This window comes from Hydrogenophaga sp. LT287 (genome assembly GCF_055702805.1).
Genome location: NZ_JBVPZC010000002.1, coordinates 182,710 through 204,901 on the forward strand (window position 1 = coordinate 182,710; position 22,192 = coordinate 204,901).

General features: G+C 63.2%; 22 protein-coding genes. 16 read left to right on the forward strand and 6 right to left on the reverse strand.

Annotation, left to right across the window (positions count from 1 at the left end):
* The 16 genes from sdhA to AC0GNR_RS02785 all read left to right on the forward strand — a co-directional run bounded on the left by sdhA (window position 1) and on the right by AC0GNR_RS02785 (window position 17,255).
* A complete protein-coding gene (gene sdhA, locus AC0GNR_RS02710; protein ID WP_472899470.1) occupies window positions 1-1,806 on the forward strand; it encodes a succinate dehydrogenase flavoprotein subunit in 1,806 nt (601 codons plus the stop codon).
* A 39-nt stretch (window positions 1,807-1,845) separates the two neighbouring features.
* A complete protein-coding gene (locus AC0GNR_RS02715) occupies window positions 1,846-2,550 on the forward strand; it encodes a succinate dehydrogenase iron-sulfur subunit (RefSeq protein WP_322304660.1) in 705 nt (234 codons plus the stop codon).
* A 19-nt stretch (window positions 2,551-2,569) separates the two neighbouring features.
* Window positions 2,570-2,878 carry an FAD assembly factor SdhE gene (locus AC0GNR_RS02720; RefSeq protein WP_472899471.1) on the forward strand — a complete coding sequence of 103 codons (309 nt, stop codon included), beginning with the start codon at window positions 2,570-2,572 and terminating at the stop codon, window positions 2,876-2,878.
* A 22-nt stretch (window positions 2,879-2,900) separates the two neighbouring features.
* Window positions 2,901-4,211, forward strand: a complete 1,311-nt coding sequence (locus AC0GNR_RS02725; RefSeq protein ID WP_472899472.1) for a citrate synthase — start codon at window positions 2,901-2,903, stop codon at window positions 4,209-4,211.
* A gap of 125 nt (window positions 4,212-4,336) precedes the next feature.
* Entirely contained in the window at window positions 4,337-5,758 is a 1,422-nt protein-coding gene (gene leuC / locus AC0GNR_RS02730) for a 3-isopropylmalate dehydratase large subunit (protein ID WP_472899473.1), read from the forward strand.
* Window positions 5,759-5,769: 11 nt separating this feature from the next.
* Entirely contained in the window at window positions 5,770-5,901 is a 132-nt protein-coding gene (locus tag AC0GNR_RS02735) for an entericidin A/B family lipoprotein (protein WP_472899474.1), read from the forward strand.
* Window positions 5,902-6,552 carry a 3-isopropylmalate dehydratase small subunit gene (gene leuD, locus AC0GNR_RS02740; protein ID WP_472899475.1) on the forward strand — a complete coding sequence of 217 codons (651 nt, stop codon included), beginning with the start codon at window positions 5,902-5,904 and terminating at the stop codon, window positions 6,550-6,552.
* 33 nt (window positions 6,553-6,585) lie between these two features.
* Complete coding sequence (leuB, locus tag AC0GNR_RS02745; RefSeq protein WP_439114434.1) at window positions 6,586-7,674, forward strand: 3-isopropylmalate dehydrogenase; 1,089 nt, start codon at window positions 6,586-6,588, stop codon at window positions 7,672-7,674.
* Between the two features lie 83 nt (window positions 7,675-7,757).
* Complete coding sequence (gene asd / locus AC0GNR_RS02750; protein ID WP_472899476.1) at window positions 7,758-8,888, forward strand: aspartate-semialdehyde dehydrogenase; 1,131 nt, start codon at window positions 7,758-7,760, stop codon at window positions 8,886-8,888.
* A gap of 286 nt (window positions 8,889-9,174) precedes the next feature.
* Window positions 9,175-11,832: a FimV/HubP family polar landmark protein gene (locus AC0GNR_RS02755; RefSeq protein ID WP_472899477.1), complete on the forward strand. Its 2,658-nt coding sequence runs from the start codon at window positions 9,175-9,177 to the stop codon at window positions 11,830-11,832.
* Window positions 11,833-11,907: 75 nt separating this feature from the next.
* A complete protein-coding gene (gene truA / locus AC0GNR_RS02760; RefSeq protein ID WP_472899623.1) occupies window positions 11,908-12,690 on the forward strand; it encodes a tRNA pseudouridine(38-40) synthase TruA in 783 nt (260 codons plus the stop codon).
* Entirely contained in the window at window positions 12,687-13,394 is a 708-nt protein-coding gene (locus tag AC0GNR_RS02765; protein ID WP_472899478.1) for a phosphoribosylanthranilate isomerase, read from the forward strand. The genes truA and AC0GNR_RS02765 overlap by 4 nt, the downstream gene beginning before the upstream one ends.
* Window positions 13,395-13,441: 47 nt before the next feature.
* Complete coding sequence (trpB, locus tag AC0GNR_RS02770) at window positions 13,442-14,731, forward strand: tryptophan synthase subunit beta (RefSeq protein ID WP_472899479.1); 1,290 nt, start codon at window positions 13,442-13,444, stop codon at window positions 14,729-14,731.
* A complete protein-coding gene (gene trpA, locus AC0GNR_RS02775; RefSeq protein WP_472899480.1) occupies window positions 14,728-15,537 on the forward strand; it encodes a tryptophan synthase subunit alpha in 810 nt (269 codons plus the stop codon). The genes trpB and trpA overlap by 4 nt, the downstream gene beginning before the upstream one ends.
* A 162-nt stretch (window positions 15,538-15,699) precedes the next feature.
* Entirely contained in the window at window positions 15,700-16,578 is an 879-nt protein-coding gene (accD, locus tag AC0GNR_RS02780; RefSeq protein ID WP_472899481.1) for an acetyl-CoA carboxylase, carboxyltransferase subunit beta, read from the forward strand.
* 20 nt (window positions 16,579-16,598) lie between these two features.
* Complete coding sequence (locus tag AC0GNR_RS02785) at window positions 16,599-17,255, forward strand: LON peptidase substrate-binding domain-containing protein (RefSeq protein WP_472899624.1); 657 nt, start codon at window positions 16,599-16,601, stop codon at window positions 17,253-17,255.
* Here the strand turns inward: AC0GNR_RS02785 and nagZ are convergent, their stop codons facing one another.
* The 6 genes from nagZ to rnc form a co-directional block, all read right to left on the reverse strand.
* A complete protein-coding gene (gene nagZ, locus AC0GNR_RS02790) occupies window positions 17,256-18,347 on the reverse strand; it encodes a beta-N-acetylhexosaminidase (RefSeq protein ID WP_472899482.1) in 1,092 nt (363 codons plus the stop codon).
* 34 nt (window positions 18,348-18,381) lie between these two features.
* Window positions 18,382-18,774 (reverse strand): holo-ACP synthase, encoded by a 393-nt coding sequence (gene acpS / locus AC0GNR_RS02795; RefSeq protein WP_472899483.1) that lies wholly within the window; start codon window positions 18,772-18,774, stop codon window positions 18,382-18,384.
* 5 nt (window positions 18,775-18,779) lie between these two features.
* Window positions 18,780-19,550, reverse strand: a complete 771-nt coding sequence (locus AC0GNR_RS02800; RefSeq protein WP_472899484.1) for a pyridoxine 5'-phosphate synthase — start codon at window positions 19,548-19,550, stop codon at window positions 18,780-18,782.
* On the reverse strand, window positions 19,547-20,359 hold the full coding sequence (recO, locus tag AC0GNR_RS02805) for a DNA repair protein RecO (RefSeq protein WP_472899485.1): 813 nt from the start codon (window positions 20,357-20,359) through the stop codon (window positions 19,547-19,549). The genes AC0GNR_RS02800 and recO overlap by 4 nt, the downstream gene beginning before the upstream one ends.
* A complete protein-coding gene (gene era, locus AC0GNR_RS02810; protein ID WP_472899486.1) occupies window positions 20,359-21,417 on the reverse strand; it encodes a GTPase Era in 1,059 nt (352 codons plus the stop codon). The genes recO and era overlap by 1 nt, the downstream gene beginning before the upstream one ends.
* Window positions 21,418-21,506: 89 nt before the next feature.
* Complete coding sequence (gene rnc, locus AC0GNR_RS02815; protein ID WP_472899487.1) at window positions 21,507-22,187, reverse strand: ribonuclease III; 681 nt, start codon at window positions 22,185-22,187, stop codon at window positions 21,507-21,509.
* Window positions 22,188-22,192 lie beyond the last annotated feature (5 nt).

Here is a 22,192-nt window from a genome sequence, read left to right on the forward strand (position 1 = left end):
ATGACCGCAACTGCAAATCTTCCCAAGCGCCAATTTGACGTCGTGATTGTTGGAGCCGGCGGCTCCGGCATGCGCGCCTCGCTGCAACTCGCGCGCGCCGGCCTGAAAGTGGCCGTGCTGTCCAAAGTGTTCCCCACCCGCTCGCACACCGTGGCCGCGCAGGGTGGCGTGTCGGCCTCGCTGGGCAACATGAGCGAAGACAACTGGCACTACCACTTCTACGACACCATCAAGGGCTCCGACTGGCTGGGCGACCAGGACGCCATCGAGTTCATGTGCCGCGAAGCCCCGAAAGTGGTTTACGAGCTCGAACACTTCGGCATGCCATTCGACCGCAACCCCGACGGCACCATTTATCAGCGCCCGTTTGGCGGCCACACCGCCAACTACGGCGAAAAGCCGGTGCAGCGCGCCTGTGCCGCGGCCGACCGCACTGGCCACGCCATGCTGCACACGCTGTACCAGCAAAACGTCGCCGCCCGGACCACTTTCTTTGTCGAATGGATGGCGCTGGACCTGATCCGCGATGCCGACGGCGACGTGGTGGGCGTGACCGCGCTGGAAATGGAAACTGGCGAGACCTATATTCTCGAAGCCAAAACCACCTTGCTGGCGACCGGCGGTGCTGGTCGCATCTTTGCGGCTTCCACCAACGCGTTCATCAACACCGGCGACGGTCTGGGCATGGCCGCTCGTGCGGGCGTGCCACTGCAAGACATGGAGTTTTGGCAGTTCCACCCCACCGGCGTGGCCGGCGCGGGCGTGCTGCTGACCGAAGGTTGCCGTGGTGAAGGCGCCATTTTGTTGAACAGCGAAGGCGAGCGCTTCATGGAGCGCTATGCGCCCACCTTGAAAGACCTGGCACCGCGCGACTTTGTGTCGCGCTGCATGGACCAGGAAATCAAGGAAGGCCGTGGCTGTGGTCCCAACAAAGACTACGTGCTGATGAAGCTCGACCACCTGGGTGCAGAGACCATCCACAAGCGCCTGCCTTCGGTGTACGAAATTGGCGTGAACTTTGCCAACGTGGACATCACCCGCGAACCAATCCCGGTCGTGCCCACCATCCACTACCAGATGGGCGGCATCCCGACCAACATCCACGGCCAGGTGGTCGCACCCGCCGACGACGGCTCGCAGAAAATCGTCAACGGTCTGTATGCCGTGGGCGAATGCGCTTGCGTTTCGGTGCACGGCGCCAACCGCCTGGGTACCAACTCGCTGCTGGACCTGCTGGTGTTTGGGCGCGCCGCTGGCAACCACATTGTCGAGTTCAACGACAAGAACAAGACCCACAAGCCGTTGCCAGCCGACGCTGCCGACAAAACCCTGGCCCGCCTGGCGCGCCTGGACAACACGACCAGCGGTGAATACGCGCAGGACGTGGCCAACGACATGCGCGCCATCATGCAGCAGCACGCCGGCGTGTTCCGCACCCAGGCGTCCATGGACGAAGGCGTGGCCAAGATCAACGCCCTGCGTTCGCGCGTGGCCAACATTACCCTGGGCGACAAGTCCAAGGTGTTCAACACCGCGCGCATCGAAGCGCTGGAAGTGGACAACCTGATGGAAGCCGCACAGGCCACCATGACGTCTGCCGCCGCCCGCCACGAATGCCGTGGTGCCCACACCGTGAACGACTACGAGCGCCCCGCCGACGACGCTGAGTTCCCGCTCGGCCGCAACGACGTAGAGTGGATGAAGCACACGCTGTGGGACAGCGCCACGAACGGCCTGTCGTACAAACCCGTCAACTTGAAGCCGCTGACCGTGGCCTCGGTCCCGCCCAAAGTGCGGACCTTCTAAGCGCGCGTCCCGAACTGAAAAAGCCCGGAGAAAAACACCATGGCACTTCGCACATTCAAGATCTACCGCTACGACCCGGAAAAGGACGCCAAGCCGTACATGCAGACCATCGAGGTCGAACTCGACGGCCACGAGCGCATGCTGCTCGACGCGCTGATGAAACTCAAGAAGGTCGATCCCACGATCTCCTTCCGCCGCTCTTGCCGCGAAGGTGTTTGCGGCTCGGACGCCATGAACATCAACGGCAAAAATGGTCTGGCCTGCCTCACCAACATGAACACGCTGCCCGGTGTGATCACGTTGAAGCCGCTGCCTGGCCTGCCTGTGGTGCGAGACCTGATCGTCGACATGACGCTGTTCTTCAAGCAGTACAACAGCATCAAGCCTTACCTGATCAACGACACGCCACCACCCCAGACCGAGCGCCTGCAGAGCCCTGAAGAGCGCGACGAGCTGAACGGTTTGTATGAGTGCATTTTGTGCGCCAGCTGCTCCACCAGCTGCCCCAGCTTCTGGTGGAACCCCGACAAGTTCGTGGGCCCTGCCGGTTTGCTGCAGGCCTACCGCTTCATCGCGGACAGCCGCGACCAGGCCACTGCCGAGCGGCTGGACAATCTGGAAGATCCGTACCGCCTGTTCCGTTGCCACACCATCATGAACTGCGTGGACGTGTGCCCGAAGGGCCTGAACCCCACCAAGGCCATTGGCAAGATCAAGGAAATGATGGTGATGCGCTCGATCTGAGCACATCATCCGACACACCATGGACGCCAGTACCACCAGCGACGCGCTGCTCGACGAACGCGGATTGAGCAAACTGCGCTGGCGCTGCCGGCGCGGCCTGCTTGAGAACGACCTGTTCATCGAAAAGTTCTTCGCCAGGCACGCTTCTGGCTTGACTGTCAGGCAGGCTGAAGCTCTGGGGGTTCTAATGGATTTGTCCGACAACGATCTCCTCGATCTGTTGCTCGGCCGCAAACCTCCCCAGGGCGATTTGGCCAGTGACACCGTCAGCCACGGCGATGTCCTCCTTGTACTGGGCATGCTTCGCGCAGCCCGGCAACCCGTTTAAGACTCCCTTAAAAGGAAACCGCATGAAACTCGTAGACAACAAAGCCACCTTGTCGTTCTCCAACGGCAGCCCCAGCGTCGAACTGCCGGTCTATGCCGGCACGGTTGGCCCGGACGTGATCGACATCCGCAAGCTGTACGGCCAGACCGGCATGTTCACCTACGATCCCGGCTTTCTGTCCACCGCGTCCTGCCAGTCGGCCATCACCTACATCGACGGCGACAAAGGCGAGTTGCTGTACCGCGGCTACCCCATCGAGCAGCTCGCCACGCAGTGCGATTACCTCGACACCTGCTACCTGCTGCTCAACGGCGAACTGCCCAACGAAACGCAACGCAGCGACTTTCACAAGCTCGTGATCAACCACACCATGGTGAACGAGCAGATGCAGTTCTTCATGCGCGGTTTCCGCCGTGACGCGCACCCCATGGCGGTGCTCACCGGTCTGGTGGGCGGTCTCTCGGCCTTCTACCACGACAGCACGGACATCAACAACCCGAAGCACCGCGAGATCGCCGCGATCCGCCTGATCGCCAAGATGCCCACGCTGGTGGCCATGGCCTACAAGTACGGCATCGGCCAGCCTTACATGTACCCGCGCAACGACCTGAGCTACTCGGGCAACTTCTTGCGCATGATGTTTGGCACGCCTTGCGAAGAGTACGTGGTCAACCCTGTGCTGGAACGCGCGCTCGACCGCATCTTCATCTTGCACGCCGACCACGAGCAAAACGCCTCCACCTCCACCGTGCGCCTGTGCGGCTCGTCGGGCACCAACCCGTTCGCAGCCATTGCCGCTGGCGTGGCTTGCCTGTGGGGTCCCGCCCACGGCGGCGCCAACGAAGCCTGCCTGAACATGCTGGAAGATATCCAGCGCCAGGGCGGCGTGAGCAAGGTCGGCGAGTTCATGGAGAAGGTCAAGGACAAAAACTCCGGCGTCAAGCTGATGGGTTTTGGCCACCGCGTGTACAAAAACTACGACCCACGCGCCAAGCTGATGCAGGAAACCTGCAATGAAGTGCTGGCCGAGCTGGGCCTGGAAAACGACCCGCTGTTCAAGCTGGCCAAAGAGCTGGAAAAGATCGCGCTGGAAGACGAGTACTTTGTCAGCCGCAAGCTCTACCCCAACGTGGACTTCTACTCTGGCATCGTGCAGCGCGCCATTGGTATTCCTGTGAACCTGTTCACCGGTATTTTTGCCCTGGCCCGCACCGTGGGCTGGATCGCCCAGTTGAACGAAATGATCAGCGACCCCGAGTACAAAATCGGCCGTCCCCGCCAGCTGTTCACCGGCTCGACCACGCGCAACGTGAAGCCCGTCAACGAGCGTTGATTCACCCATGCCGTGGCCCTTGGGCCGCTGGCATCGACCGCACGCCCGCACGCTGACAGCGCTGCGGGCGTTTTGTTTGCGCAACACTTAAAATAATGGGTTCCGAAGACCCTCACAGGACATTCATGGGACGCACGCTCTACGACAAAATCTGGGACGAACACGTCGTCCATACCGAAGAAGACGGCACCGCCGTGCTCTACATTGACCGCCATCTGGTGCACGAAGTCACCAGCCCGCAGGCCTTTGAAGGCCTGCGCCAGGCCGGTCGCAAGGTCTGGCGCGTGAGTTCCATCGTCGCCACCGCCGACCACAACACCCCCACCACGGGCTGGGAGCTGGGTTACGACGGCATCACCGACCCGATCAGCAAAGAGCAGATCACCACGCTGAACAGCAACATTGCTGAATTCGGCGCTGCGGCCTTCTTCCCTTTCATGTCCAAGCGCCAGGGCATCGTGCATGTGATTGGCCCTGAAAACGGCGCCACCCTGCCCGGCATGACGGTGGTGTGTGGCGACAGCCACACCTCCACGCACGGTGCTTTCGGCGCGCTGGCGCACGGCATCGGCACCAGCGAGGTCGAGCACGTCATGGCAACGCAGACGCTGCTGGCCAAGAAAGCCAAAAACATGCTGATGAAGGTGGAAGGCGCGCTCACCAAAGGCGTGACCGCCAAGGACATCGTGCTGGCCATCATTGGAAAAATCGGCACCGCCGGTGGCACGGGCTACACCATCGAATTCGGCGGCTCGGCCATTCGCGCCCTGTCGATTGAAGGCCGCATGACGTTGTGCAACATGGCCATTGAAGGCGGCGCGCGCGCAGGCCTGGTGGCGGTGGACGAAAAAACCATTGAGTACGTCAAGGGCCGCCCGCTCTCGCCCACCGGCTTGGAATGGGACCTGGCCGTGGCCTATTGGAAGACCTTGCAATCCGACGCCGACGCGGTGTTTGACACCGTGGTCGAGCTCGACGCCACCCAGATCCTGCCGCAGGTCACCTGGGGCACCTCGCCCGAGATGGTGCTGGGCATTGACGGTTCGGTGCCCGATCCTGAAAAGGAAAAAGACGCCAACAAACGCGGCGCCATTGAGCGCGCGCTGGTCTACATGGACCTGCAGCCTGGCAAAGCGCTGAACGACATTTTTGTGGACAAGGTGTTTATCGGCTCCTGCACCAACAGCCGCATTGAAGACATGCGCGAGGCGGCTGCGGTGGTGAAGAAGCTCGGCCAAAAAGTGGCCAAAAACATCAAGCTGGCCATGGTGGTGCCGGGCTCTGGCTTGGTGAAAGAGCAGGCCGAGCGCGAGGGCCTGCACGAGATCTTCAAGGCAGCGGGTTTTGAATGGCGCGAGCCCGGTTGCTCGATGTGCCTGGCCATGAACGCCGACCGGCTGGAGCCCGGCGAGCGTTGCGCGTCCACCAGCAACCGCAACTTTGAAGGCCGCCAGGGCAACGGTGGGCGCACCCACCTGGTGTCACCCGCCATGGCCGCTGCTGCGGCCGTGCATGGCCATTTCGTCGATGTTCGTCAATTCGCCTGAAAGGAAACACCATGAAATTGATTGCAACCCTGTTGTCCGTGACCTTTGCGCTGGCGCTGGCCGGCTGCAACACCGTGCAAGGCGTTGGCCAAGACGTGCAAAAAGCCGGTCAGGTGCTTGAAGACGCCGCCAAGAAGAAGTAAATGAACAAATTCACCGTACACAAGGGCCTGGTGGCCCCGATGGACCGCGAAAACGTCGACACCGACGCGATCATTCCCAAGCAGTTCCTGAAGTCGATTCGCAAGACGGGCTTTGGCCCGAACCTGTTTGACGAGTCGCGCTACCTGGACAAGGGAGAACCCGGCCAAGACCCGGCCAGCCGCAAAGCCAACCCCGATTTCGTGCTGAACCAGCCACGCTACGCTGGTGCATCGGTGCTGCTGACGCGCAAAAATTTTGGTTGTGGTTCCAGCCGGGAACACGCCCCCTGGGCCATCGACCAGTACGGCTTTCGCGCCATCATCGCGCCCAGCTACGCCGACATTTTTTTCAACAACTGCTTCAAGAACGGCCTGTTGCCGATCGTGTTGCCCGAAGCCACGGTGGCGCAGTTGTTTGACGAGGTGTTTGCGTTCCCCGGCTACAGCCTCACGATCGATCTGGAACGCCAGGTGATCGTGAAACCGCAGGGTGATGAAATTCCCTTTGATGTCCAGGCGTTTCGCAAATACTGCCTGCTCAACGGGCTGGACGATATCGGCCTGACGCTGCGCCACAAAGACAAGATTGCTGCGTTCGAAGCGGCGCGCCTTGCCACGAAACCGTGGCTCGCCCACACGATGGTGTCCTGATCGGACACCCACTCAAACCCAGACAGACAACCCATGAAAATCGCAGTTCTTCCAGGTGACGGCATCGGCACCGAAATCGTCGCCGAAGCGGTCAAAGTCCTCAACGTGCTCGACTTGCCGTTCGAGATGGAGTCCGCTCTGGTCGGCGGTGCCGCCTTTGAGGCCCACGGTCACCCATTGCCCGAATCCACGCTGAACCTGGCCAAGGCTGCCGACGCCATTTTGTTTGGCGCCGTGGGTGACTGGAAATACGACACGCTGGACCGTCCGCTGCGTCCTGAGCAAGCCATTCTGGGCCTGCGCAAAAACCTCGGCCTGTTTGCCAACTTCCGGCCGGCCATTTGCTACGAACAGCTGGTGGGTGCCTCCAGCCTCAAGCCCGAAATCATTTCGGGCCTGGACATTCTGATCATCCGCGAGCTCACCGGCGACATCTACTTTGGCCAGCCGCGCGGCCGCCGCGTGGCCACCGACGGCCACTTCCCCGGCGCGGAAGAAGCGTTTGACACCATGCGCTACAGCCGTCCAGAGATCGAGCGCATTGCCCATGTGGCGTTCCAAGCGGCGCGCAAGCGGAGCAAAAAGGTCACCAGCGTGGACAAGGCCAACGTGCTGGAAACCTTCCAGTTCTGGAAAGACGTGGTCACCGAAGTGCATGCCGAGTACCCCGACGTGGAGCTGGAGCACATGTATGTGGACAACGCCGCCATGCAGCTGGTGCGTGCGCCCAAGAAATTTGACGTGGTGGTCACCGGCAACATGTTTGGCGACATCCTGAGCGACGAGGCGTCCATGCTCACCGGCTCCATCGGCATGCTGCCCTCGGCATCGCTGAACGCGAAAAACCAGGGTCTGTATGAGCCCAGCCACGGCAGCGCGCCGGACATCGCTGGTAAGGGTATTGCAAACCCGCTGGCTACAATACTGTCCGCTGCCATGATGCTCCGCTTCTCACTCAACCAGCCGCAAGCCGCTGATCGCATTGAATCTGCGGTGCAGGATGTGCTCGCGTCCGGTTTGCGCACGGTGGACATCTGGTCTGAAGGCACCACCAAGGTAGGCACCCGGGAAATGGGTGACGCCGTCGTGGCGGCCATCACCAAAACCATTACCAAGGGCTGAATCAGCTCCGGTTCGTCACGCCCTCCCCCGGCACGACGAGCCGGGCGGATACAGAGATTTTTTATCTTCGAAAGGGCAATGCAATGACGAAACTCGTAGGACTGGTGGGCTGGCGCGGCATGGTCGGCTCCGTGCTGATGGACCGCATGGTTGAAGAAAAAGACTTCGACCTGATCGAACCGCTGTTTTTCTCCACCTCCAACGCCGGCGGCAAAGCCCCGGCGATGGCGAAAAACGAAACCACGCTGCAAGACGCGTACAACATCGACGCGCTCAAGCGCTGCGACATTGTCATCACCGCCCAGGGTGGCGACTACACCAGCGAGGTTTTCCCCAAACTGCGCGCCGCGGGCTGGAACGGACACTGGATCGATGCTGCCTCCACCCTGCGCATGGAGCAGGACGCCGTCATCATTCTCGACCCGGTCAACATGCCTGTCATCAAAGACGCGCTGGCCAACGGTGGCAAGAACTGGGTGGGTGGCAACTGCACCGTGAGCTGCATGCTCATGGGCGTAGGCGCACTGTACAAAGCCGGTCTGGTCGAGTGGATGAGCACCCAGACCTACCAGGCCGCTTCGGGTGGTGGCGCCCAGCACATGCGCGAATTGCTCACGCAATACGGCACGCTCAACGCCGAGGTGAAGTCGCTGCTGGACGACCCCAAGAGCGCCATCCTGGAAATCGACCGCAAAGTGATCGCCAAGCAGCGCAGTCTGAGCAGCGCCGAGACGGCCAACTTCGGTGTACCGCTGGGTGGCTCGCTGATTCCTTGGATCGACAAGGACCTGGGCAACGGCATGTCCAAAGAAGAGTGGAAGGGCATGGCCGAAACCAACAAGATCCTCGGCATGGGTGAGGGCTTTGGCTCAACCGCCATTCCGGTAGACGGTTTTTGCGTGCGCGTGGGCGCCATGCGCTGCCACAGCCAGGCCCTGACCTTCAAGCTCAAGAAGGATGTGCCCGTGGCCGACATCGAAGCCATGATCGCGGCCGACAACGCCTGGGTGAAAGTGGTGCCCAACACGCGTGAAGCCACCATCAAGGATCTCACGCCAGTGGCCGTGACCGGCACCATGACCATCCCTGTGGGCCGTGTGCGCAAGCTGGCGATGGGTCCAGAGTATGTGGGCGCCTTCACCATTGGCGACCAGTTGCTCTGGGGCGCTGCCGAACCGCTGCGCCGCATGCTGCGCATCTTGCTGGACGCCTGACAGCCAACGTCGCGTCAGCGCGGCTTCCAAAGTGCCCATTTGTTCACGTTGCAAGATCGCAACGTGAACACCGGGCCTGCGGCGACAGAAGGTAGGCATTGAAACTCAAGCGGAGTCTCAGCTTGTCACTGTAATCCGTTGATGTTAAGGTCAATTCTCGGTTTTTTACGTCGAGGTCCACGTGCCATCCAACTCCCGCCATACCCCATCTCACCAGGCTCCAACCCACTCCGGGGGAGCCGGTTCACGCGGTTTTGCGCGGTTACATGCCATCGCTGCTGCGGTGGTGCTGTGCACCGGACTGGCGCAGGTTGGCGAAGCGCAAGCGCTTGCGCTCGGTCGCATCGTGGTGCAGTCGGCTCTGGGTGAGCCGCTGCGGGCCGAAATCGATGTGCCGGACATCAATGCAGACGAAGCGGCCAGCTTGCGCGTTGGCCTGGCCTCGGGCGAGGCCTTCCGAGCTGCCGGCATGGACTTCAACCCCGCGCTCAGCAGCCTGCAAATCAGCCTGCAGCGCCGCGCCAACGGCACGGCCTTTTTGCGGCTCACCAGCAGCCGCCCAGTCAACGAACCCTTTGTGGACATGATCGTGGAGGCCAACTGGGCTTCGGGCCGCATCGTGCGCGACTACACACTGCTGCTGGACCCACCCAACTTGCGCACCGCAACGCCAGTGGCCCCCTTGCCGGCAGCGGTTGCCACACAGCCCGCGCCCCCGGCACAGCCACCCGTGGCCAGGCCTACGCCGCCACTGGCCCCAGTGGCCCCCGCCACCCAGGCACCGCCCGTTGTGCGTGAACGCCCCACGGCACCACCCGCTGCTCGTCCTGCACCGGCACCTGCACCTCGACAGGAAGCCCCTGGTGGTCAGGTTCGTGTCCGTGCTGGCGACACCGCTGGCCGCATTGCGGCAGCCAACCGGCCGGCCAACGTATCGCTGGACCAAATGTTGGTGGCCATGCTGCGCGCCAACCCCAACGCCTTCATCGCTGGCAACGTGAACCGCATCAAAGCCGGTTCGGTGATTGACCTGCCCGGCGAAAACGACGCAGGCACCGTGGCACCCGGGGAAGCGCGCCAGATCATTGCGGCGCAAAGCCGGGACTTCAACGAGTTCCGTCGGCGCCTCGCCGGCACCGTGCCCGCCGCCTCGGTCGCCGCCGCTGACCGCCAAGCCACTGGCCGGATCCAGACCGAGGTGGAAGACAAGAAACCCGTCGCGCCAGCCCAGGACAAGCTGACATTGTCCAAAGGCGCCACGCCTGCGCAGACCGCCGCAGAAGAGAAAATTGCGCAGGAGCGTCAAGCCAAAGAAGCCGCCACCCGGGTGGCTGAACTGTCCAAAAACATCGAGGAGCTGGCCAAGCTCGGCACCAGTACCGCCGCGGTTGCGCCCACAGCGCCCGCCACCGCAACCCCCAGCACCGCGCTGCCTGCACCAGCGCTGACGGTGCCCACCACAGCCCCGTTGGCCACGGCCACCGAAGTGACCACCAGCACCTCGACTGCGCTCGCAAGTGCGACCGACAGCGTGACCTCCAACACCGAGACCGCACCGACTGCGGCCACAGAAACCACCGCCGTGACCCCGGCTGTTCCACCGGTCGCAGCACCTGTGCCCATGCCGGCACCGCTGCCCGACGAGCCCTCCCTGATCGATGGGCTGCGTGACAACCCCTTGGTGTTGCCCGCTGCGGGTGGCCTGCTGGCTTTGTTGGGCGGCTTTGCGTTTTACCGGTTCCGTCAGCGCAAAAAAGGTAATGGCGTTGACAGCTCATTCCTGGAAAGTCGACTGCAGCCCGATTCTTTCTTTGGGTCCAGCGGTGGTCAGCGTATCGACACAGCCGAGGCCAGCGCCTCGGGCTCGTCCATGGTCTATTCCCCCAGCCAGCTCGACGCGGCCGGCGACGTGGACCCGGTGGCAGAAGCCGACGTGTACCTGGCCTATGGCCGTGACCTGCAGGCCGAGGAGATTCTCAAAGAAGCCATGCGCAGCACGCCACAGCGGGTGGCCATCCACAACAAGCTGCTCGAAATTTATGCCAAGCGGCGCGATGCAAAGGCCTTTGAAGTCGTGGCCACGGAGGCTTATGGGCTGACCCAGGGCCAGGGCTTGGAATGGGAACAGGCCTGCGAGTTGGGCCGGGAACTCGATGCCACCAACGCGCTGTACCAGCCCGGTGGCGCGCCGCCAGCCAAAGCTGGCGCTGTGGCGGGTGCTATGGCCGGTGGCGCCATGAACACGATGCCCTTTGGCAGCAGCACGCTGGCCCAAAACAGTGGCCCAGGCACCGGTGTGGACAACACCGACCTGGATCTGGACCTGGACTTCAACATGGACGAACCGTCCATGCCAGCCAGCCTGCAGGCACCCAGCGACGCAGCCATGTCAGGCATGGACGACCTCAACAGCACCGACGCCCTCACCAGCGCGGCCGACAGCAAATCGGGTCCGCCCTCCATGTCGATGGACTTCGACCTGGACTTCCCTTCCGAGCCCGCCGCGCTGAATGCGGGAGACAAGGCCGAGACCAGCGACGCGCCAAGCCTTGCAGTCGAGTCCAATCCCACGTTTGACGACAGTGAGGTCTTACCTGACTTCGCCCTGGACGAACCACAAGCGTTTGACCTCCCCGCCGAAGATGCCGATGAGCCCCAGCCATTGCCGCTGACCGCTGAAGCAAGTCCGGCAGAAGCCGAGCTGTTGTCCTTCGACCTGAACGACATCAGTCTGGACCTGGAACACCGCGGCGGCGAGGCCGATGACGAGCCAGGCGACCAATTGACCGAAGAGAACCCGCTGGACACCAAGCTGTCGCTGGCCGAAGAGTTTCGTGCCATTGGCGACTTGGAAGGCGCTCGCTCACTGGCTGAAGAAGTCTTGGCCGAAGCCACAGGCGCGCTCAAGACCAAGGCCCGCACGTTCCTGGCCGATCTCAGCTGAAGCAGCGAGCCCGAGCGGACAAGTCTCTTGCAAGCATCAGCGCGCGACAGCGCCCAGGAAGTGGCCACCGCGCGCATGGCGCTGGGCGTGAGCTACAACGGCAGTGCCTACGATGGCTGGCAGAGCCAGCTCAGCGGGCGCACGGTGCAGGACGAACTGGAACGCGCCCTGACGCAGTTCATCGCGCATGGCCCCATCAGAACCCTGTGCGCTGGCCGCACCGATGCGGGTGTGCATGGGCTGATGCAGGTGGTCCACTTTGACAGCCCGGTGACCCGCCCAGACCATGCCTGGATGCGCGGCACCAACCGTTTTTTGCCGCACGACATTGCCGTGCACTGGGCCCGCCAGGTGCCCCCCCATTTTCACGCACGCGCCAACGCCGTGGCCCGCCGCTATGCCTATGTGCTGCTCGAATCACCGGTGCGCCCCAGCGTCGACGCCGGCCGGGTGGGCTGGGTGTTTCGCCCCATGGCGCTGGAGCCCATGCAGGAAGCCGCCCAAGCCTTGTTGGGTGAGCACGACTTTTCATCCTTTCGCGCAGCCCAGTGCCAAGCCCACTCGCCTGTGAAGCAACTTCGGCGCATCAGCATCACCCGCCGCGGCGCCTACTGGCGCTTTGAATTTGAAGCGTCAGCGTTTCTGCACCACATGATCCGCAACATCATGGGCTGCCTGATCGCCATCGGGAACGGCAACCACCCGGCAAGCTGGATGACCGAGGTGCTACACGCCCGCAGCCGCGATGCCGCAGCACCCACGTTTTCGCCCGACGGCCTGTACTTCCTGGGTCCGCTGTACGACGAGTCGCTGGGCATCCCCACCCAAACCGCCGCTTTCGACTGGTTACCCGGATGACCTCGACACCCCTGCACACCGCCAACCCCGTGCACCACACACGCATCAAAATTTGTGGCCTCACCCGCGAGACCGACGTGGACGCCGCCGCACACGCCGGAGCCGATGCCGTGGGCTTTGTGCTCTATGCCAAAAGCGCGCGCCACGTCACGCCCGAGCGGGCGGGCGAGCTGGCCCGGCGCCTGCCGCCGTTTGTCACACCGGTGCTGCTGTTCGTGAACGCCAGCCCCGAGCACATCCGCCTGGGGCTGGAGGCCGTACCCAACGCCTTGGTGCAGTTTCATGGCGACGAAACGCCCGCCGACTGCGCCGCAGCCGGACGCCCTTACATCCGCGCCGCCCGTATTCCCGCAGGCGCCGCAGGTGCGGGCTTTGATCTTCTAAAATACGCGCAAGACTTCGCAGCCTCACAGGCCGTGCTGCTCGACGCACATGTCGAGGGGTATGGCGGCGGCGGTCAATCCTTCGACTGGACAGCTTTCAATTGGTCACATCCGCTTCTAAACGCCAGCTCTCGCCTCGTTTTGTCTGGTGGACTCACGCCTGCAAACGTGATCGATGGCATCAACCGCGTACGGCCCTGGGCCGTTGACGTGAGTTCCGGGGTTGAGGCCAGCAAAGGCGTCAAGGACCCGGACAAGATGCAAGCCTTTGTGGCTGCCGTCCGAACGGCCGACGCAGCCATTCACCGCCGCCCCGCCTGAGCCCACTACCCTGGGGCCTGGCCGGGCACTCTGACCCGAGACACCCCATGCAAACCTACCAGCAACCCGACGCGCGCGGCCATTTCGGCATCTACGGTGGCAGTTTTGTGAGCGAAACGCTCACGCACGCCATCAACGAGCTCAAGGCGGCCTACGCCAAGTACCAGAACGACCCCGAGTTTCTGGCCGAATTCCAAAGCGAGCTGGCCCATTTCGTCGGCCGTCCTTCGCCCGTGTACCATGCGGCGCGCATGAGCCGTGAGCAAGGCGGTGCGCAAATTTTCTTGAAGCGCGAAGACCTCAACCACACCGGCGCGCACAAGATCAACAACACCATCGGCCAGGCCATGCTCGCCAAGCGCATGGGCAAGCCGCGCATCATTGCCGAAACCGGCGCCGGCCAGCACGGCGTGGCCACCGCCACCATTTGTGCCCGCTACGGCCTGGAATGCGTGGTTTACATGGGCAGCGAAGACGTGAAGCGCCAGAGCCCCAACGTGTACCGCATGAAACTGCTGGGCGCCACCGTGGTGCCCGTAGAGAGCGGCAGCCGCACCCTGAAAGACGCGCTCAACGAAGCCATGCGCGACTGGGTGGCCAACGTGGACAACACCTTCTACATCATCGGCACCGTGGCCGGCCCGCACCCCTACCCGATGATGGTGCGCGACTTTCAAAGCGTGATCGGTGAAGAGTGCCTGGTGCAGATGCCCGAGATGCTCAAAGCCGCCGGCTGCACCAGCGAGCAACCCGACGCCGTGGTGGCCTGCGTGGGCGGCGGCAGTAATGCCATGGGCATTTTCTACCCCTACATCAACCACGCGGCCACGCGCCTGATCGGCGTGGAAGCCGCCGGTGAAGGCATGGAAAGCGGCAAGCACTCGGCCTCGCTGCAAAAAGGCAGCCCTGGCGTGCTGCATGGCAACCGCACCTATGTGCTGCAGGACGACAACGGCCAGGTCACCGAAACGCACAGCGTGAGCGCCGGTCTGGACTACCCTGGTGTGGGTCCCGAACACGCGTTCCTGAAAGACATCGGCCGTGCCGAATACGTGGGCATCACCGACACCGAGGCGCTGGAAGCCTTCCACTACCTGTGCCGCACCGAAGGCATCATCCCGGCGCTCGAATCGAGCCATGCCGTGGCCTACGCCATGAAGCTGGCCAAAACCATGCGCGCTGACCAGTCGATTCTGGTCAACCTCTCGGGCCGGGGCGACAAGGACATTGGCACCGTGGCCGACCTGTCCAAGGCCGACTTCTATTGCCGTCCCAGCTGCCGTGGCCAGTCGGTCAAGGGCGGTACCGAAACCTCTCCTATCGCATTCGCCAAATGAGCCGCATTGATCAAGCGCTGGGCGCGCTGAAAGCCCAGAACCGCAAGGCCCTGATTCCGTTCGTCACCGCAGGTTTCCCTTTTGCCAACATCACCCCCGACCTGATGCACGGCATGGTGGAAGCCGGTGCCGATGTGATCGAACTCGGCGTACCGTTTTCCGACCCGTCGGCCGATGGCCCGGTGATACAAAAAGCTGGCGACCGCGCCCTGGCTCTGGGCATTGGCCTGGTGCAGGTGCTGGCCATGGTGAAAACCTTCCGCGAACGGAACAACACCACGCCGGTGGTGCTGATGGGTTACGCCAACCCCGTGGAACGCTACGACCAGAAGCACGGCGAGGGCAGCTTTGTGCGCGACGCCAGTGCCTCGGGCGTGGACGGCATGCTGATCGTGGACTACCCGCCGGAAGAATGCGAAGCCTTCGCCGCCGCGCTGCGCGCGAACAACATGGACCTGATCTTCTTGCTGGCCCCCACGTCCACCGACGAGCGCATGGCGCAGGTGGCGCGCGTGGCCAGCGGCTATGTGTACTACGTGTCGCTCAAGGGCGTGACGGGCGCGGGCACGCTGGACGTGGGCCAGGTGGAAGCCATGCTGCCGCGCATCCGTGCCCATGTGAATGTGCCGGTGGGCGTGGGTTTTGGCATTCGGGATGCCGAAACCGCCCGCGCCATCGGCCGCAGCGCCGACGCCGTGGTGATTGGCAGCAAGATCATCCAGCTGATCGAAAACGAGCCGCACGAAAAGGTGGTGGCCGTGGCGTCCAATTTCCTGCGCGGCATCCGCAAGGCTTTGGACGCCTGACCGACCGTGTTTTAATTCGCCCAGACAAGCAAAAGACGCACACCGCGCCGCGCCGAAACGGGCTCAGCCCTTGCGGCACCGGCTTTGCCGGGCTGCTGCTGGCCAACCCTTCATGGGGCTGCGCCAAGCGCTGCAAGCGCGTTCATATTTGGAGAACACACCATGTCCTGGCTAGAAAAACTGCTGCCACCCAAGATCACGCACACCGACCCGACCGAGCGCCGCAGCGTGCCCGAAGGCTTGTGGATCAAATGCCCCAGCTGCGAAGCCGTGCTGTACAAAAACGATCTGGAGAAAAACCAGAACGTGTGTCCACATTGCAGCCACCACCACCGCATCGGTGCCCGTGCGCGCCTCAACGCCTTCATGGACGCCGAAGGCCGCTACGAACTCGGTCAGGAAGTGCTGCCGGTGGATGCGCTGAAGTTCAAGGACAGCCGCAAGTACCCCGAGCGCTTGAAAGAGGCGCTGGAAAACACCGGCGAGACCGATGCGCTGGTCGTCATGGGTGGCGCTGTGCAGGGCATCAGCCTGGTGGTGGCCTGCTTTGAATTTGACTTCATGGGCGGCTCCATGGGCTCGGTGGTCGGCGAGCGCTTTGTGCGCGGTGTCGAAGAAGCCATCGCCCAGAAAGTGCCCTTTCTGTGCTTCACCGCCACCGGCGGCGCACGCATGCAAGAAGGCTTGCTGTCGCTGATGCAAATGGCCAAGACCAACGCGGCACTCACGCGCCTGGCCAAAAAAGGCCTGCCCTACATCAGCGTGCTGACCGACCCGACCATGGGCGGCGTGTCGGCCGGTTTCGCTTTCGTGGGCGACGTGGTGATCGCCGAGCCCAAGGCGCTGATCGGTTTTGCCGGCCCGCGTGTGATTGAAAACACCGTGCGTGTGAAGCTGCCCGAGGGCTTTCAGCGCGCTGAATTTCTGCAAACCAAGGGCGCGGTGGACTTCATTTGCGACCGGCGCGAACTGCGCTCCACCGTGGCCAACACCCTGGCCATGCTGCAGCGCCAGAGCGCCGACGCGGTGGTCAGCGATTGACCTCCGAATCCGACGCCGGGATGCTCACGCTGTCACAGCTGCCGCTGTTTCCGCTGCAAACGGTGTTGTTCCCGGGCGGCTGGATGCCACTGCGCATCTTCGAGGTGCGCTACCTGGACATGATCAGCCGCTGCCACAAGGCAGGCGCGCCGTTTGGCGTGGTGTGTCTGCGCGAAGGCAGCGAGGTGCGGCGTATCGACCCCAACGCGCCGCCCAGCGGCGATGCCTTTGCAAAAGAAGTTTTTTATCCGGTGGGTACCCTCGCCCACATTGAGCGGCTGGAACGGCCGCAGCCCGGGCTGCTGATGATCCATTGCCGGGGACTGCAGCGCTTTCACGTCACGGCCAGCCAGCAGTTACCCCACGGCCTGTGGGTGGGCGATGTGCAGCTGGACGAGGCAGAGCCCGTGGTACCGGTGCCTGCTGACCTGGCCAGCACACGTGATGCGCTGCAACGCTTGTTGAACAACCTGCTGGAGCGCGAACCCGAGGCCATGAACGAGCTGCCTCTGCAGCCGCCCTACCAATGGGACGACTGCGGCTGGGTGGCCAACCGCTGGGCCGAGCTGCTGCCCGCACCGGCCGAACTCAAACACCGCTTGATGACGCTGGACAACCCGCTGGTGCGGCTGGAACTCATCTCCGACCTGCTCGACCGGATGGGTGTGGAGCGCTGATCAGGGCAACAGTGCGAGCGCCTGCATGTAGCGTTCGCTGACCATCAGGGCATCCCAATCCATGGCTGCGCCGCGCGGCAACAGCGCCAGGCGGCGCTCTTCGCTCGCGGGGTTGGGTTGCCACTGGCCCTGAATCACCGCGCGCGACAAGTCGTTGATCGCGGCGTCTATCGGCGCACCGCCGTCCACCACCGACTGGTTGCACAGGACCACCATGTCACCACCTGCGCCCAGCGCGGCCAGTGCGGCCTCGGCAAAGCTCAGGTCTCGCCCGTCCATCTGGCGGGCGGCTTCCATGCTCAGGTCGTCGCTGAAGATGGCGCCCGTGAAGCCCAGCTGATGACGCAGCACCTCTTGCAGCCAGCGCGGTGAAAAGCCTGCGGGTCGGCTGTCTACTTTCGGGTAAATCACATGGGCCGGCATCACCGCCTGCAGGCTGGCGGACAACCAGCCATAGGGCGCGGCATCCTCGGCCAAGATGGCCTTCAGACTGCGCTTGTCCACCGGTATCGCCAGGTGGGAGTCGGCGCGCACGAAGCCGTGCCCGGGAAAGTGTTTTCCGCAGTTGGCCATGGCGCTTTGCTGCAAACCCAGCATCAGGGCCTGCGCCAACAGCGTCACCATGCGCGGGTCGCGCCCCAGGGAACGGTCGCCAATGACCGAGCTTTCACCGTAGTCCAGGTCCAGCACCGGGGCAAAGCTCAAGTCAACGCCACAGGCACGCAGCTCAGCACCCAGCACAAAGCCCGTGGCGACGGCCGCGTTGGTGGCGCGCAGTGCAGACGCACCCGCCACGTCGCCCTTGCGTTCAGGCGCCATCCAGAGCGCACCCAATGCGGCCATGGGTGGCAGATGGGTGAAACCATCGGTGCGAAACCGCTGCACGCGTCCACCTTCGTGGTCCACCGCGATCAGCAGGTCGGGCCGCACCGCCTTGATCTGACGACACAGCCGGGTCAGCTGGGCACGGTCTTTCCAGTTGCGGCCAAACAAAATCACGCCCCCCACCAGCGGGTGCGCCAGGCGCTGGCGTTCAGGGGTTGTGAGGCTGTGGCCAGCCACGTCGATGATGAGGGGTGCGTGTGGGTGCATGGTCAATGAAAGTTTCGCAGGGGGAGAAAGTCCGTCAACCGCGCTCGACCACCACGAAGCTGGCGGCGTAGTCGGTCTCGTCGGTCACGGTCACATGGGCGCGCAAGCCTTGGGCTTCAAACCAGGTTTTCAACTCACCGTGCAACACAACCACGGGCTGGCCGCTGGGCTGGTTGACGATTTCGCAGCGCCGCCACGTCATCGGCATGCGCATGCCCAGGCCAATGGCTTTGGAGAAGGCTTCCTTGGCAGAAAACCGGGTGGCCAGGTAGCGCAAGCCCCGCTGCGGCCAGCGGGCACTGCGGGTTTGCCAGACGGCGAACTCGGAATCGGTCAGCACCTTGCGCACAAAGCGCTCGCCCTGGCGCTGCCAGGTGGCTTCGATGCGGCGGATGTCACAAATGTCGGTGCCAATGCCGTAGATCATGCGGTTCAGGCGAAGGCGTCGGCGATGCAGTGCTTGTAAGCGGCCACGGTGGCGCCGTAGCCCATCTCCAGCGCATCGGCAATCAGCGCGTGGCCAATAGACACCTCGCGCACACCGGGCACCGTGCGCAGAAACGCTTTGAGGTTGTCGCGGTTCAGGTCGTGACCCGCGTTGACGCCCAGTCCAGCGTCCAGCGCAGCCTGGGCCGCCGCGCGAAAACGCTTCAGTTGTTCAGCGCGTTGGGGGGTGCTCCAGGACGCCGCGTAAGGCTCGGTGTAAAGCTCCACCCTGTCGGCACCCACCGCCTTGGCAGCCGCCATGGCGTCGGGGTCCGCGTCCATGAACAAGCTCACCCGCGCACCCAGGGCCTGGGCTTGTGCAATCAAGGGGCGCAAACGGTCGGCATCGGCGGGGAAGTTCCAGCCATGGTCGCTGGTGAACTGGCCTTCGGAATCGGGCACAAAGGTCACCTGGTGGGGCCGCACGGCGGCCACAAACCCCATGAGGTTGTGAAAAGGGTTGCCTTCAATGTTGTATTCGCGGTCGGGCCAGGCCTTGAGCAACTCGGCCAGCTCATACACGTCGTGGCCACGAATGTGGCGCTCATCCGGACGCGGGTGCACTGTGATGCCCGCTGCACCGGCCTGCAGGCACAGCGTGGCCGCGCGCGTCACAGATGGAATGCCCAGGTGGCGCGTGTTGCGCACCAGCGCCACCTTGTTGAGGTTGACGGACAGCGCCGTGTGCAGGGTGTGGGGGTCGGAAACCGCGGTCATGGTGTGGTGGGTTGGGTTGCGGTGGCGGGTGGTGCTGGCGATACGTCTGGGTAACGCGGCCGGGACATGGCCTGCACATCCAGCATCAACTGGCGGGTTTTGAACACCCGCACACCGCTATGGTAGTGCAGCAGGTGGCGCAGTTGCGGCCGCAGGGCTTGCAGGCTGGGCGCGCAGGCGCGCAGCGTGCTCATGAACGGCGCCGGGTCGTCCAGCGCGGTTTGCAGGTCCAGGCACTGCGCACCGGTGATCGGGTGGCTGTCGTCGCCATGGGCCCGGCGCAGGCCATGCTCGGGCACCAGCACATACAGGCCCTGCGGGTCCAGTTGAGCCAGGGTGCCGCCCTCGCGGGCCAGGTCGGGCAGCAAGCCCACGTCGCGCAGCAGCAGCAATTCAAAGGTGCGCAAAATCAGCTGTTGCGCGTCAGCGCGCTCTGCCAGCAATTGCACGGCAAACCGGTAATGCTCAAACAAGGCCGGGTGCGCGTCGTCTCGCGCCAGCAGGCGCATGAGCAATTCGTTCAGGTAGCTACCCGACAACAAGGCTTCGCCGGTGGGCATCACATGCCCGCCCTGCCATTGGGCTGCCTTGAGGGTGCGCACTTCAGCGTCGCCGCCCCAACTGAGCTGCAGCGGCTGCAGCGGCAAGAGCACCGGGCGAAACTGCGACGTGGGCCGCTTCACACCCTTGGCCACCAGCGCAGTGCGACCCTGGTTGCGTGTGAAAACCTCCAGAATCAGGCTCGACTCGCTCCAGTCGTAGCGGTGCAGGACAAACGCAGGCTCGTCAGAAAACCGGCGCGTGGCCATCACTCATAACCAAACGAGCGCACACGTGCATCGTCGTCCGCCCAACCCGAACGCACCTTTACCCAAAGCTCCAGAAACACCTTGCAGTCCCAAAGTTTCTCCAGCTCCTGGCGGGCTTCGGTGCCGATGCGCTTGAGTTTTTCGCCCTTGTCACCAATGACCATGCCTTTGTGGCCCTCACGCTCCACCACGATGGTGGCTGCGATGCGCTTGAGTTGGCCTTCTTGCTCGAACTTGTCGATGATGACGGTCGAGGTGTAGGGCAGTTCGTCACCGGTCAGGCGAAACAGCTTTTCGCGCACCATTTCGCTGGCCATGAAGCGCTCGCTGCGGTCGGTGAGCTCTTCGGGGTCGTGCATCCACGGTTGCTGTGGCAGGTAAGGCGCACAAATGCCAAACAGACGCTGAATGTCCCGGGCGTTCTTGGCCGTCATCGGCACAAATTCGGCAAACGGGTGGCGCTCCTGCATGGAACGCAACCAGGGCGCCAAATCGCCGCGGCGGTGCACCAGGTCAAACTTGTTCGCCAGCAGCACCACCGGGATGTTGCGCGGCAGCAGGTCGAGCACCTTGGCGTCGGCCAGGTTGAAGTTGCCGGCCTCCACCACAAACAAGATCAGGTCCACATCGGCCACGGCGCCCAACACCGTTTTGTTCAAAGCCCGATTCAGGGCGTTGCCGTGGCGGGTCTGAAAGCCTGGGGTGTCCACAAACACAAACTGGTTGGGCCCCACCGTGCGGTATCCGGTGATGCGGTGGCGCGTGGTTTGCGCCTTGCGCGACGTGATGCTGACCTTTTGCCCCACCAGGGCGTTCAGAAGCGTGGACTTGCCCACGTTGGGCTTGCCCACAATGGCCACATAGCCACAGTGCTGCGCCGCCGGATCAATCACTTCCACCTCGGGCACTTCGTCCGTTTGGGCGTCGGGTTCCATGTCCGCTGGCGCAGCGACGTCTGCCTTGCGCAGCGCCCGCGCCAGCATGGCATCCAGCTCGGGATTGGCCACAGGAGCAGCGGGCGAAGAAGCGGGGTTCGGGGAAGCAGGTTTTCGGGACATGGGTTCTTGTGTGCGGGACGGGGCGAGTAAATAAAAAAACTTGGCGTTGACGTTGGCGCACCGACCGTGCGCCTATTGGGCGGTGCTAACTAAGCGCCTGCCATCAGGTGCTGCAACATCGCGGCGGCTGCGGCCTGTTCACCGGCACGGCGCGAGGCGCCGATGCCTCGCTCGCTGCGGCCGGTTTCAGAGATCGTGCACTCGACATCGAAAGTTTGCTTGTGCGCTTCACCCAACGTGGCCACCACCCGGTACACCGGCAGCTTCATTTTGCGCCCCTGCAGCCACTCCTGCAATTCGGTTTTGGGGTCTTTGCCCATGGCGCTCATCTGCGCGTTGAGTTCGACGCCGCTGTACAAACGGTGCACCAGCGCGGCAGCCACCTCAAAGCCGGCATCCAGATACACGGCACCGATGATCGCTTCAAGCGCATCCGCCAATATGGATGGCCGCTTGTGGCCACCCGAGCGCTTCTCGCCGTCACCCAGGCGCAAGCAGTTGGCCAGGCCCAGCGTGCTGGCGATCTGGAACAGCGTTTCTTGCTTCACCAGGTTGGCCCGCACACGCGACAAATCGCCCTCAGGCAACTGGCTCAATTTCTCAAACAGCAAGCCTGAAACGGCCAGGTTGAGCACCGAATCCCCCAGAAACTCCAAGCGCTCGTTGTGGTCCGAGGTGAAACTGCGGTGCGTGACGGCCCGTTCAAGCAGACGCGGATTGGCAAAACTGTGTTTCAAACGCTGTTGCAGCGTCAGCAATTCCGGATTCAAGGCAA

Bases quoted from the DNA above. Each gene is read 5' to 3' on its own strand.
- sdhA (WP_472899470.1), top strand. From the start codon at position 1: ATGACCGCAACTGCAAATCTTCCCAAGCGCCAATTTGACGTCGTGATT.
- AC0GNR_RS02715 (WP_322304660.1), top strand. From the start codon at position 1,846: ATGGCACTTCGCACATTCAAGATCTACCGCTACGACCCGGAAAAGGAC.
- AC0GNR_RS02720 (WP_472899471.1), top strand. From the start codon at position 2,570: ATGGACGCCAGTACCACCAGCGACGCGCTGCTCGACGAACGCGGATTG.
- AC0GNR_RS02725 (WP_472899472.1), top strand. From the start codon at position 2,901: ATGAAACTCGTAGACAACAAAGCCACCTTGTCGTTCTCCAACGGCAGC.
- leuC (WP_472899473.1), top strand. From the start codon at position 4,337: ATGGGACGCACGCTCTACGACAAAATCTGGGACGAACACGTCGTCCAT.
- AC0GNR_RS02735 (WP_472899474.1), top strand. From the start codon at position 5,770: ATGAAATTGATTGCAACCCTGTTGTCCGTGACCTTTGCGCTGGCGCTG.
- leuD (WP_472899475.1), top strand. From the start codon at position 5,902: ATGAACAAATTCACCGTACACAAGGGCCTGGTGGCCCCGATGGACCGC.
- leuB (WP_439114434.1), top strand. From the start codon at position 6,586: ATGAAAATCGCAGTTCTTCCAGGTGACGGCATCGGCACCGAAATCGTC.
- asd (WP_472899476.1), top strand. From the start codon at position 7,758: ATGACGAAACTCGTAGGACTGGTGGGCTGGCGCGGCATGGTCGGCTCC.
- truA (WP_472899623.1), top strand. From the start codon at position 11,908: ATGGCGCTGGGCGTGAGCTACAACGGCAGTGCCTACGATGGCTGGCAG.
- AC0GNR_RS02765 (WP_472899478.1), top strand. From the start codon at position 12,687: ATGACCTCGACACCCCTGCACACCGCCAACCCCGTGCACCACACACGC.
- trpB (WP_472899479.1), top strand. From the start codon at position 13,442: ATGCAAACCTACCAGCAACCCGACGCGCGCGGCCATTTCGGCATCTAC.
- trpA (WP_472899480.1), top strand. From the start codon at position 14,728: ATGAGCCGCATTGATCAAGCGCTGGGCGCGCTGAAAGCCCAGAACCGC.
- accD (WP_472899481.1), top strand. From the start codon at position 15,700: ATGTCCTGGCTAGAAAAACTGCTGCCACCCAAGATCACGCACACCGAC.
- AC0GNR_RS02785 (WP_472899624.1), top strand. From the start codon at position 16,599: ATGCTCACGCTGTCACAGCTGCCGCTGTTTCCGCTGCAAACGGTGTTG.
- nagZ (WP_472899482.1), bottom strand. From the start codon at position 18,347: ATGCACCCACACGCACCCCTCATCATCGACGTGGCTGGCCACAGCCTC.
- acpS (WP_472899483.1), bottom strand. From the start codon at position 18,774: ATGATCTACGGCATTGGCACCGACATTTGTGACATCCGCCGCATCGAA.
- AC0GNR_RS02800 (WP_472899484.1), bottom strand. From the start codon at position 19,550: ATGACCGCGGTTTCCGACCCCCACACCCTGCACACGGCGCTGTCCGTC.
- recO (WP_472899485.1), bottom strand. From the start codon at position 20,359: ATGGCCACGCGCCGGTTTTCTGACGAGCCTGCGTTTGTCCTGCACCGC.
- era (WP_472899486.1), bottom strand. From the start codon at position 21,417: ATGTCCCGAAAACCTGCTTCCCCGAACCCCGCTTCTTCGCCCGCTGCT.